11 protein-coding genes are annotated in these 12,712 nt (G+C 35.5%); 1 reads left to right on the top strand and 10 read right to left on the bottom strand.

Annotated features, from left to right (window positions below; genetic code table 11):
• Positions 1-33 precede the first annotated feature (33 nt).
• Positions 34-333, top strand: a complete 300-nt coding sequence (locus KO500_RS03025; protein ID WP_252732413.1) for a nuclear transport factor 2 family protein — start codon at positions 34-36, stop codon at positions 331-333.
• A gap of 7 nt (positions 334-340) precedes the next feature.
• On the opposite strand, the gene KO500_RS03020 is transcribed toward KO500_RS03025, so the two are convergent.
• From KO500_RS03020 to KO500_RS02975, 10 genes are all read right to left on the bottom strand, one after another.
• Positions 341-1,411: a DUF4238 domain-containing protein gene (locus tag KO500_RS03020; RefSeq protein ID WP_215955024.1), complete on the bottom strand. Its 1,071-nt coding sequence runs from the start codon at positions 1,409-1,411 to the stop codon at positions 341-343.
• Between the two features lie 2 nt (positions 1,412-1,413).
• Positions 1,414-2,814, bottom strand: coding sequence for an RNA-binding domain-containing protein (locus KO500_RS03015; RefSeq protein ID WP_215955023.1), 1,401 nt, complete (start codon positions 2,812-2,814; stop codon positions 1,414-1,416).
• Positions 2,815-2,886: 72 nt separating this feature from the next.
• On the bottom strand, positions 2,887-5,544 hold the full coding sequence (locus KO500_RS03010) for a TrlF family AAA-like ATPase (protein ID WP_215955022.1): 2,658 nt from the start codon (positions 5,542-5,544) through the stop codon (positions 2,887-2,889).
• Positions 5,545-5,632: 88 nt separating this feature from the next.
• On the bottom strand, positions 5,633-7,213 hold the full coding sequence (locus KO500_RS03005; RefSeq protein ID WP_215955021.1) for a type IV secretory system conjugative DNA transfer family protein: 1,581 nt from the start codon (positions 7,211-7,213) through the stop codon (positions 5,633-5,635).
• A 5-nt stretch (positions 7,214-7,218) separates the two neighbouring features.
• Entirely contained in the window at positions 7,219-8,250 is a 1,032-nt protein-coding gene (gene mobB, locus KO500_RS03000; RefSeq protein ID WP_215955020.1) for a MobB family relaxase, read from the bottom strand.
• Positions 8,251-8,261: 11 nt separating this feature from the next.
• Positions 8,262-8,642, bottom strand: a complete 381-nt coding sequence (locus KO500_RS02995) for a BfmA/BtgA family mobilization protein (protein WP_215955019.1) — start codon at positions 8,640-8,642, stop codon at positions 8,262-8,264.
• A gap of 440 nt (positions 8,643-9,082) precedes the next feature.
• Positions 9,083-9,280 carry a hypothetical protein gene (locus tag KO500_RS02990; protein WP_215932700.1) on the bottom strand — a complete coding sequence of 66 codons (198 nt, stop codon included), beginning with the start codon at positions 9,278-9,280 and terminating at the stop codon, positions 9,083-9,085.
• An 11-nt stretch (positions 9,281-9,291) separates the two neighbouring features.
• Complete coding sequence (locus KO500_RS02985) at positions 9,292-9,741, bottom strand: JAB domain-containing protein (RefSeq protein WP_215955018.1); 450 nt, start codon at positions 9,739-9,741, stop codon at positions 9,292-9,294.
• Between the two features lie 76 nt (positions 9,742-9,817).
• A complete protein-coding gene (locus tag KO500_RS02980; RefSeq protein ID WP_215955017.1) occupies positions 9,818-10,162 on the bottom strand; it encodes a single-stranded DNA-binding protein in 345 nt (114 codons plus the stop codon).
• A gap of 775 nt (positions 10,163-10,937) precedes the next feature.
• Positions 10,938-12,710 (bottom strand): efflux RND transporter periplasmic adaptor subunit, encoded by a 1,773-nt coding sequence (locus KO500_RS02975; protein ID WP_215955016.1) that lies wholly within the window; start codon positions 12,708-12,710, stop codon positions 10,938-10,940.
• Positions 12,711-12,712 lie beyond the last annotated feature (2 nt).

Here is a 12,712-nt window from a genome sequence, read left to right as displayed (position 1 = left end):
CTTATATTTATTTCCTGTACAGAAAATAAGAATATGTCCCACACAGAAACCGCAGAAATTGTTGCGAAAAGTTTTTTCTCAAAAGATGAATCGGCTCTAAAGAAGCATACCACATCAGAAGGATATGCTAGTTTGATTACGGTTCAAAATATGTTGTCAGATTCTGATAAAGAAATCGAGGTAGAAATCTTAGATGAAGCCATTGATGGTGAAATTGCTTGGGTAAGATACAAAACGTCCTATGATGGAAAGACGGGTATTTTTAAGCTCGTCAAAAAAAATGGTCAATGGAAAGTGACTAATAAAGGCCCGAGGGAAAAAGGGTCATTTTGAAAACAGCCTAATTATTCCTTTTCAATTTACTTTTATCCATTTTCATCCACTCAACAATTTCATCGTTGCGATACGAATTCATACCTATACTATCTTTTGACATTCGAGCGGCGTCGGTCAGTTTAATAAATGTAAAATCAGGATTGTACAAATGCTCTAAGTAATATGAGAGTAACAATTTCTTGTCTGGATTTTTTTTATCTTCTACTTCATCATTAACGTGTTTGTCTTTCTTGTGCCAGGAAGCTTCATCTGCTAAGTTTTTAATGTATTGGGTATTCTTTTCTGATGAAAAATAAATTGTCTCTTCTGATGATATGGCTTGTAAAAGATTTAGGTTATGAATATCATAATCATCGGTTAGAGATACCGAACGTTCATCATCAAAATTTATCTTATACGCCCATTTATCGTAGTAAATTAAATATAGCTTCGGTGAAATAGGAAAGAAAATTATCAATCCAGTACTTAATAAACCACCGTTATTAGGGGATTTTTTTCGTGATAACTGGATAGGGTTAAATTGTATAAATGGATTATCTGAAATTATAAATTCTGTAGTCGTCTCGTTTTTTAACAGACCCAAACTCAAATCGCCTGTTATAACCCAATTGTCCATATTATGAGCTAAATTAAAAGCTGCTGGTTCTGGATGCGCTACTCTATATTTTGAAAAATCTATTTTGCTTAAACTTTTATCATATTGTGCAATTTTCCGAATACCAGAATTTATCTTTTCTTCTGTATTTGCGACAGACGCTTTTGTTCTAAAAGCATACATCATTACAAAATGAAGTAAGAAAGAATAGTTCTTTGTTTCTAAGTTTGGAAGGGCATAGTCTTGTTTAATATGATTTATTACTTTAGAAGCCGTATTTTCACTATGCGCTAAATAATCCTCAAAAATTGCATCCTGTCCGTAATAATATTTTTGCTGCGCCTGAGATTTAATAGGGGCGCTTTCAATAACTTTATCAGTACCTTTTAGATATAAATTAATTGACTTTAAATTGGTTGCAATTGAAAAGCTTCTTAGTAAGAATTGGGATATGAAATGCTGTCTTTTTTTATTAGCCACTTCTATTTTTGGCTTTTATTTTCCAACTTAATTTCCCAATAACCTCTTGTATCGCCGTGACGTACTAAAAAGCCTTTATTCTTAATAGCTGTAATATGTTTACCGACAGCAGATTCATTAATACCTAAAGCTTCTGCTACTTCATTATATGTTATAGAAGGACTTGCAGCAATAAGTTTAAGTACTTCTTTTTGTCTTTTAGTTAAAGCTTCAGCTGCATCAATTGCACCACCTTTTACACTACCTATTGCACCACCTATTACACCACCTATTACACCACCTTTTTGATTATCTTCTTTATCATCAACTTTAATAGAAGTTTCATTAGTGTTTTCTTGAATTACAAATGTCATTCTTAGGAAATTATCAGAAAAACTAAAACTTTCTTTTCCATAATGTCCTAAAATTCGAGGAATACCAGAACCTAATTGCTCCACCAGTTCTAAATCCTTGAAAATACGCATCAGTTCCTTGTTACGTGGAACTGAAAAGCCTTCAAAAAATTCTTGCTTGCTCAATCCTTCAGGTAGACCACCAGCCGATGTAATTTCAATTCTATCCGCAAAAACTTCAAACTTTGGGGTAATCTCATTTGTATAGTCGTTATGCACAAAGGCATTAATAATAGCCTCTCGTAATGCAATGGGATTCCAAAGATTAGCCTGTTGCCTTTCTTTCGATGTGATTTTTGTTGTAGTTCTGTTCTCAACTGCAATTTTATCTATTACTTGCTTAGTAGCTTTTACCAAACATTCGTGACCGTATTCGTTGCTTTCTATTAAGTCTGTTCGGGTTATGCCAGAATACTTAGCAACCTTAATAGAGGTATTGTTTTTATCTGCCAAAAGATATGCAGCATAATTGAACGCGCCATCTTCAGTCAGTAATTCTAAATTCTTTGAAAATGCTTTGCCGAGGGTATATCCCGATTCCTCGTAGTAAATTTTCAACTGGCTAAAGCTCAAATCCTGTCGACTAGCTCTAATTTTACTAATGGAATTTCGGGTACGTTTAGCAAACAGCTCATCAATCATTTTTTGTGGCATCGGTTCGGCTGCTGAACCTAAACGAACGAAACATCCCTTTTCACTCATCCCATATTTTTTAAGATGATATGGTTTTTCTGGACCGCTGGCTACAATAATTTTCAGAATATTCTTGTTGTCTTTTTCCTCACTCACAATATCGAACAAACCAAGTGCTGAAGGGCGGATATTATTTTTGAGTCTATCCTTAATCTTCAATTGGTCGCCATCTGCATCTGCCAAACCATAAGTCTTTCCGTCTTTATCAATGCCAATGTATAGAATACCACCTTCACGGTAGTTTAGGAATGCGATAACCTCTTTTTCAAGCCCATCGGACAATTCTCGTTTATATTCTATGCGGTTTGTTTCGGTCATTAATTCAAATAAAATCGGACAGTAAAGATAATAATATTAAGTTGTGAGAATGGGTTTGATTCATCACTATGCCTACTTAATTCCATATATTAATTGTCGTTGTTTAAAGGCAGATTTGCCACCTTCGAGAATTTCGCAACTAATTTCCCTAGTGCCCTTCCGGTCAATAGAACCAGCTTCCAAAACGTGTGATTTTACGCTTGTACTTTTTAATGGAATTATTAATTCTGCATCGCCCAATACAGCAATATTTGGATTATGTGTTACAATAATTACTTGTCTAGATTCCTTGATTTTCCTTAAGTTTTTTACAATGGTTTTAAAAATAAATTCGCTATCCAAGTTATCTTCTGGTTGGTCAATAATCAATGGGGTCGTACTTTTTGAAAGCATTAGAATACCTAACAATACTGACTGCTGTTGACCTAAAGAGAGTTGTGATATTGATTTTGTGTTTCTTAGAGTCTTGCCAGTATCTTCATCCTTGTACAACCTTGTTACTGAAATTGATGGTCTATCTTCAAATGGCAAGGCTTCGAATTCCTCGTAGGTAAAATCCTTTAGAATTCTATTTATTATATTTTGTGCTTCATATTCCCCCACAAATCTTTTTCCTTCCTCATCTTCCAAAGCCGTCAAGGCATTAACATCTTTTCGAATACATACATCTACAAATTCAATTGGCGACAATCTTTTAGTAATTAAATTAGCTCTTGGCACTTGAGAAGTTCTCCAATCCATAGTTACCTTTAAAAGCTGTTCAAATTCATCAGAATAATTGCCCTGGTCGTATTTGACATTAATGAATAAGCCGTCAAGCGTATTCTTTAAATTCTCATTTATAGTTTGCGCAAAATCATTTCTGAAATAAAAAATTCTCTGTTTGATGTCCTTTCTCCGGGTCATTAGTTCTTTGCGGTCTTTTTGAAGCTGGGCTAATAATTTTTTACTGCTCTCAAGCTTTTTAACCCTACTGGTCAAATCAATAATATCTTTGGAAATCTGATTGATTTTCCCTAAATCAAATGGAATACCCTGAGCTTCTAACTCTTTCTTTTTAGTATCCATTTGGCTTTGAATTGTCTTTTCTTTTGCTGCCCAATTTTTAAGTTCTGTTCTTAATTCTTCAACCTTAGTCCCTAGAGCTTCATTAAGTTCCCCTGCTTTAGATTTAACGATAGTTGAAAAATCACTAACAATATCCTTTACCTTTTGGAAGTAATCCTTTCCAACGACGATTTCATCATCGGATAGCTGCTCAAAATTTTCGAACGTTTCTTCATCGTTCAAAATATCTCTGTACGTTTGAATTAACTGTTTTAAGTCATCTATTAAATCTTTCCTTATCTGCCTTTCCTTTATAAGCGCATTTTGATATTTTACCAAGTCGCCTGCCTTTTGTTTCTTAAGATTTTCTAATTTTTTTTGCTCATTTTTTAAGGCTTTTTTTGTCTCAACGAGGCTAAGAAGCTCTAGTCTCAGTTTTCTTGATTCACTTTGATTCTCCAGTAATTCGGCAATAATCTCTTTGTCTTCTGAAACCAATGTTTGCAAGTCTAAAAACTCATCCAGAAAATCGATTAATACTGTTGGATTTTCATCGCTATGCTGAATAGTATCTGCTGTTTCTCCTTGACCGTAACTTTCAATATCAATCTTTGAAATTCCATTAATTGGGTCTGTAATATTTTGTGTTTCGTTATTTTTCTCCCTTGAAAATTCAATAGTTTGCCCAGCTTCGTCCGTATATTTCAATTCAATTTTTTGTGGCCATACTTCAGAGTCAACAACTTTAGATGAAGATTTATTTCCTGATGTTTCGCGCAAGGTTTCTAAAAGGGTTGACTTACCTGCGCCGCGACTACCAATAATACAGGTTAAATTTGGGCTTAAATCAATATCCATTTTATCTAACAGCCCGCCTTCAAGAGAAATATTATTGAAAACTGGTCTTTGTTCAGGAATTAAATCTTCAAGTCTTATTCTTGATTCGTGGCTCAATAATGCAACCTTAAAAGCGTGAAAGTTCAATTCATCAACTTTTATTCTAGTTAATTTTTCATTTCCTTCGGCATTAGTTCCTAATTTGTTCAATGTGTGAGAATCCGAACCCATTAACTTAGGCAAAATTTGGTCTTCATCTAAAAGTAAATCTGTACGTCTCAAACCGACAAGTCTTTTTCTATTTGCATCATCATCCGCATCGCTATAGAGGTTGAAATTCTCTTTCTTAGATATCTCAAGTCCTAGAAGATTATGATGACAGAATATTTCCTCAATTGGCGGTCCATACCGACCAATGGTCTTTTCAAATCCTGAGTCAAGTTCAATATGTGCCAAAACACCAACTCCACCTAATTGATATGCAAAATCCAAGCATTCCACTATACCTTGAGATGTCGTTTTCTTATCATCGCTAATAGTCAATTTACCATTAAAAGACCTCAAACCCTGAAAGGTGTCGAAGTACAATAACAAATGTCCTTGAGTAGTAGTTACTTCAATACCTGGAATTACTAAAATATCCTTACCCTCGGCATAGTTTATTGCGGTATTTGAATTGAATATTTCATTATGGTCGGTAATGCTAATAATCTTTAATCCCTTATCGATAGCGGTATCAACAATCGCTTCTGGTGTCATTGTTGCATCTTTGACATCATAAGAACCGAATTCCCCGTATGAATGTATGTGTAAGTCTGCTCTAAAAAAATTTGCCCCTATTTCCATTTATCACATTAGTATTTAAGATTTAATAATGCAATAATTTTAGGACTATGCCAAAGGATTTGTGAATTTAATCTCAACATATTTAATCTCAACTAAATATCGACTTCGCCTCATCATATACCCGCTCAAAATTAGCCGCTAAATCCGCCTGAGAAAACTGCTTCGATTCTTTAGGAAGTTCCCTTTGAATATTATCTAACCTAAACCGAACTTTTTTATCTTTTCCATCAGCATAAGTTATAAATTCTCCCTGCTTTAATCTAAAGAAAACATCAGCTCTTATCTTTGGGATTTCTTTCTCTCCAGTAGTAATTCGTGTATCAAAATCAAGATTATGTCCACGACTTATGCTCTTGGTTGGGTCTTTAATGATTTCAAAAAAGCGTTCGTAATATTTTGCGGTATCTGGGTCATTGACTTTACCGAAAAACTGGTAGGACAGATTGCTCAAAATAGCTTTGCTTGCTTTATCGCCATACATCATATCATTTTGAATCTTATCCTGCATCACATAGATGGTAGAAATATCATAACTTCTGAGGGTTGCCGGAATACGGTGCATATTCAAAAGTCGTATTGTAGGCGCTTCTTCCATTAAAAGAAAGGATGGTTCTGAATTTCGTACACTCATTTGCTTGGTGATTGTGTGAATAATAGTGGCAATCACAGGTGAATACGAAGTTTCAAATTTTGGATTGTTCACAACGGAAATTACACAAGGATTTTCAGAACTATTTATGTTTAGCGGTACTTCATCTGCAGACAATGCCATAAAAATCCGCTGTGTACTAATTAGTTTAAGCGCATTGGCTAGCGTACTTTTCACACCAGCGGTTTGTCTTTCGGAATCTTTACCACTAATAAATGCATCAGCCATTGCTCTCGATGTGGTGTTGGTTTCCAGAAATTGGATAAGGCTATCGGTATCCAAAAATTGATAAATAGCAATTAAATGTGGTAGCGTACAGAATTGTGGATAGGTAGTTTTTAGTTTCCAAATTAATCCACCAATTAAACCTTCTGCAGCATCGTTGAAAAATTTTGTTGTTCCCGTTGAACCACTTTCTCTTTGCTCTAAAAGGTTTTCAATTAATACCCGTGACACCTCGTTTACACTTTCTTCGTTCTCTAAATAGCGTGGGGCAATAGGATTTACCCGATGAATGATTTTATCAAAAGAAATAACCTTAAACGGAATATCGCTATCCTTAAAAAGTGGATATGCCATTTCTGTCAGTTCAAAATCTTTGTAATCGTGAATGATTCCGCAAAAACGCTCTTTCCGAAAATGTTTTAGAAATCCATAAACCACACTTTCGGTTTTTCCACTTCCCGCAGAACCGATGACGGATGCGCCACGTTTGATGTTATCTAATTTGAAGTTTCCTTTAGTGGTTGCAAAATTAACTTGGTATTTGCTATCGCCATTTTTTGGGTTCTCGGTTTTATGCAGAAAAACGTATAGTCCTGTATTAACTAATACTAGCGGACAAACTAAATACAACAAAATCAATGTTAATTCATTCCCTTCAAAAACAAAGATTACGAGGGTCAAAAGCAAAATGAAATTCAGAAGAAACGAATACTTGCTTACCCGAAACATCGCATAGAAAACAGTACTAGTCAAACCAATAATTGAAAGTGTCGTTATGATATTATCTATCTGCATATTACTTAGATTCCAATGGAACTCGATTTTATGGCCACTTCTGCGCCACTTCTTAACCGTTTAAAAACCCGAAGTGCAATTTGTGCTTGGCTTACTGGAATGCTCGGTATTACTGGCAAGCCTGTTTTTGTAATCATTTTGAAAGCCAACGCCTTTTCGTTTGCAGGCAGTTTCAACAAGGCAGCAAAATAAAGGTTGGGGTTTTTTACAAAATCTTTTCTTGCTTTGTAGGTTTCCGCAAAGTTGCGTTTGTAAACAAACTTTGAGTCGAAAGTTGCTTCCGCTTTCGCGAAAAACGTATCACGGTCAAAGCCGCGCTTAACGGTTTTTCCATTCAATTGTACATCAGCAGCTTTGTATTTGCTTCCTGGTGATAAACTGAATTTGTTGGATGCATCCTTTCTGCTCACTATGATATGAATATGACTTTGGTTTCCATCTTTTGCCATTCCCTGGACAATTCGTTTCCCATTTAGTTGATGTGGTGCTTGTCGTTCCAACTTGGCCATTTCTCGTTTTAGTTTAATGATATTACCTTCAGCTCGTCCTTCTTGCACATTTCGGATTTCAGTTTTTAGCTGAAGTATTTTAGTGGCATACGGTTGGTTTTCCCTAACCTGAAAATCCGTTCCTTTAAACGTGCGTTGATGTTCTATTTTTGCATAGTACTTTATGTCATCGATACCAACCGGTCGTCCTTTGATTTCCCTGTTGAACGAAGCCACATAATCCTTCATCAGTTCACGAGTGTATTTCTTCAAATCTTCACTACTGTTTTGAAGTTTTCGCAATTCATATTTTGAAGGACTCACGGTAATTGAATAGAACCTTGGTTCGTGTTTTTCCAGTTTTGCGGTATTGCCATCTATTTCTTGGATGACTTCTTCGGCAGAAATTTCATCGCCATATTGGTTAAAAAAATGTTCCATATCGCGTTGTTCCAGTCCTTCGTTTTCTTTCTCTAAATACCCGACAAAATCTGCCGAACTTTTAGAATAGTTACCGCCCATTTTTTGAGGTGTTATGCTGATGTACATAGCTCAAACATTTAGAGTTGGTTGCTTGGGGTTTTCTTTTCGCGAAAGCGGACTCCCTTTTTTTCTTCGGAATATTTCTTTTCCAAAATCAGCGGTTTTTTGTTCGGCTCTTCGGTTTGAAAAAGTGACTGTATCATCGCTACCGTAGGTTTGGTTTGTGTCTTTTCCACATCCCTCATTATGGCGATGACCGCATTAATTCTTTTAAGTAATTTGGCTTCGATAGTTCTTCCCGTAGGACCTAATTTTTCCTTTGGTGATATCTCGTTATAGAAGAAAAAATCAAGCATATTTTCCATCGCTTCAGTATGTGTCTTGAAGTGTGTTTTTGAAAATCCCTGAAAACGTTTGGCGGTTTTCCGTTTGAATCTAATAGTGATGAATGAATCCATTTTCTTTCGCTTTTTTGAAGATTTGACGTAAATCCATCCCTATTTACAGGCGTTTCAAAGCCATTTGACGCAAATTGATAAAATTTTCAAAACTCGATTATTTTCAAAACATTGAAAATCAATAAGTTAAAACGAAAATGAAATATGTAACGCGGCTCTGCCCGTTACCCTCTTGCTATTCCATTTCGTCCCGCGCGCGGGACAAAAATCCATACAATCCAGCTAAAAAGCTGATTGCCTTTTTCGGAACTGTTCAAGTTCCGATATGTAAAAAATAGATGGATACAGCTATCAGCGAAAGTCAAAAATGGATAGCTATATTAATTTATGTGTGCTGAATTTCAGCGAAATAAAGATACGTTTTTTTATTGAACTGGAATTAATTAAACGGAAAAACACCTCCAAAAACTTAGAGGTGCTTGATTATTAAGTTTAGAAAATTAGATGTTGAATACGTATTTATAAGAATATAAATTCCGAAGTGCTTCTTCCTCAATCATCGTTTCAAAACAGGTATAATTTTCTTTTACGTATTTGCGAATAGCATCGCCAAATTTTCGTTCCACATCTTTTTTAGAATTCTCTAAAAGTCGGTTTTGAGCTTCTTCGCTCAAGTCTGTAAAATTGAGATATACCATAGCCTTTTATTTTACAAAATTCCATTGTCAGAAAAACTATAGTAATCGCCATCGGGCGCAAATATCAAATGGTCAAGAATAGTAATATCGAATAATTTTGACGCCTTTTTAATCTTGGTCGTTAACCTTTTATCTGCATCACTAGGTTGTAATTTTCCACTTGGGTGGTTGTGCGTTAAAATTATGGCTACTGATAAAGATTTTAAAATGACAGCAAATAAAATCCGTAAGTCTATTAACGTACCTGTAATTCCACCTTGCGAAAGTTGATACACCCCTTTTACCTTATTGCTGTTGTTCAATAATACAACCTTGAAGGTTTCTTGTATGCTTATTGTGCCTTTATCCCAATCCTCATAAAGTAGTTCTGCTGCATCTTGTGAACTGCTAATTTTATGCCACATAGAGGATTTCAATCCACCTTTGTAACTGATTTTTATTTCATTAACTTGTGCTTTCATTGTTTATGTATTTAATGTGTGAATAATGAAAAAGAGGGCGCAACTTTCGAAGGTTACGCCCTCTTAATTTTAAATGCTACTTGTCATTTTTAGACCCAAGTAATAAGATTTCATCGGCTACAACTTCCGTTACATAGCGTTGGTTGCCATCATCGGTGGTGTAGGTTCTAGTTTTAAGTTTGCCCGCAATTCCAATCTCTTTACCTTTTTCAACAAATTTCTCAACGATTTCCGCAGTCTTGCCCCAAGCAACAATCGTATGCCAATTAGTATCCGTTTGTTTCTCGCCTTTATCGTCTTTGTAATATTCGTTTGTAGCTAGTGAAAAACGGGCTACTTTCTTTCCACTTTCAAGGTTCGTAATTGTTGGTTCTTGTCCAACGTTTCCAATTAACTGTACGTGATTTTTAATAGTACTCATAATAAAATATTTAAGTGATTTATATTTCCCCTATTGATTTAAAACAGATTAAATTTTAAGGGGTGTTTGTTCTTTTCTTCTGTGCACCGCACAATGGATAGAGTGGGTTTTGTCAAGACTTTTAGGGTAAAATCAGGTGTGTTTGCGACGTAGTAAAATCCTCGGATTTTCAAGGAAGTAGAAACCTTATTTTTCACTAAAACTTTGTACAGTCTTGATAAGTTCCATAAGGGCATTAGAAATTCTTTTAAACGCAGTTGCGTTTGAGCGTACCGGCAGTTAAGCGAGATAAGTAGCTGTGGTTAAGTTAGAATTGGTTATGTCGTACCTGTTTTTCGACGACCCGAAAAACAACAAAGGCTTTATCCATTATAAACCCCTTAAAATGTGTAAGGCAGCGGTTCGGTTTTTAAGAATTTTCGAGGAAGCACTCAAGAAGGGCTTACCGTAAATTCTGCTAAGAAAACCGAAGTGATGACTTTCCGTTGTAAAAGCGGACTTAATTCACAATTTTGGCTCGGGAATGTAGTGTTCCTTCCCAGAGCATCGGGAAGGGTTAACGGAATGGAAAGCTGAAATTGGGGATTGTGTCCAAGACATTTGTAGTGAAGCTCTTTTCACGAAATGTAGCTTTTCGCAAAATGCAGGGGAATGTGCTGAGTGGAATAGTATAGACAATTTATATATCTATGATTAAAGTTAAAACTAAAAAGGGCTGACTACTAAAAGTCAACCCTATCTATTTACTCTAATTTACTTTAACTCGTATATGCTTCTACCTAATCTCTTCAATCACACTACCACAAGTTAACATTTCTTCACCATAGTAAGGATTACGAATATCTTTCTCAGTACTTAACCAAACAGCGCCTTTGTTGTTATTTGCCATTGGACACTTTTGAACGTAGAGCATAGGTTCAATATCTTTTAAACTCATCGCAATAGGAACCATATTTTCATTGAGCACAACTAAATGTTTGCGTTGCGTTTTCAAATTATCATTTTTAGCAATATTATCTAGCATTTCGATACTTTTCTTAATATGTGATTGTTCCATTTTCCCTAAACTCGTTCTATCTACAGATTTCAATGTTGTCGATGTAGCTTTTGCCAAAATAGAAATCTGTTTGGTATCGCTAGCTATGAAGGCATCCTTCATCTTAAGATATGCATTTATTACAGGTTGAAACTTTTCTTGAAACTCTATTGGCAATTTAATCTTCATCAAAGATGTTGTATTGGCTTTGTTTTCTTCGCCACTTTGCGTTCCTAAATGTCCTTCGTGACCCGTCATTGTTTTACCACCAGATTTATTCATCATAGATTTCTTACCCTGCAACTGTGCTGCTGCGTCAACGGTAAATGTTCCGTTTGTAACAATTTCATCTCCATTTTCTAGACCTGATGTAATAGTGAAATTGTCGCCCTTTCGAACACCAATAGTTACTTCTCGCATTTCAAAAACAGCTTCATTTGGATTGGTCTTTATATATACTAAAGAACGCTCTCCCGTCCACAAAACAGCAGTTGCAGGAATACTCAATGACTCTTCTATAGTCTGTATTGTACCTTTTATTTTACCAGTAACAAACATTCCTGGCTTGAACAAATTTTCTTTGTTATTCAAGGTTGTACGAACCGTTACAGTTCTAGTATTAGTATTAAGAACAGGGTCTATAAATGAAATGACTGCATCGAATTCTTTATTAGCGTATGCGTTCGTAGTAACCTTGATTTTCTGTCCTTTATTAAACTGAGAAATTTGATTTTCATACGCATCAAATTCTGCCCAAACGGAATTAAGGTTACTCACTTTTAAAATAGGTTGACCTTGTTTTAAATAGTCACCTTCTGAAGCCATTACCATAGCTACTGTTCCCGAAACCGTGGCGTATATTGGAAAGTTCTCACGCACTTTTCCAGACGATTCTATACTGTTTATTTGACTTTCAGAAAGCTTCCATAATTTCAATTTATTACGTACCGCATTATATAAAGCTGGTTGCGATTCTTTTAATGATGCAGCTGTAATTAACTCTTGTTGTGCAGCTACAATATTTGGCGAATAAATAGTGGCTAATAATTGTCCCTTATTTACTTTTTGCCCTTCATAGCTAACATTCAATCGCTCCAAGCGACCATCAAAATAACTTGCTTGGACGGCGTTGTTTTCTTCGTTTTCAGCAATCTTTCCTGAGAGTGAAATCATTCCGTCTTCATCAGAAGTTGTAACGCTCCCCACAATACTGGTCTGAATATTAGCCAAAGCCATTGCATTTTCGGTCATCTTAATTTCATTGGCAGATAGACCTTCTGCACCAGTTTCCGCAGGAATTAAATCCATTCCACAAATAGGGCAATCGCCAGATTCAGATTTCATAATTTGTGGATGCATAGAACACGTCCACATTTGAGTAGCAGCTGCTTCTGAATGGTCGTGATTATCTGCTATTTGAGAAACACTTTTCGAGTTATTTCCGAATAATAAATAACCACCAAGCAATCCTATGATTACTGCAATACCGAGATATAAGATGTTTTTTTTCATAA

Source organism: Cellulophaga baltica, from assembly GCF_018861125.1.
Lineage (GTDB): Bacteria > Bacteroidota > Bacteroidia > Flavobacteriales > Flavobacteriaceae > Cellulophaga > Cellulophaga baltica_A.
This window is presented reverse-complemented; position numbering and strand designations above follow the sequence as displayed.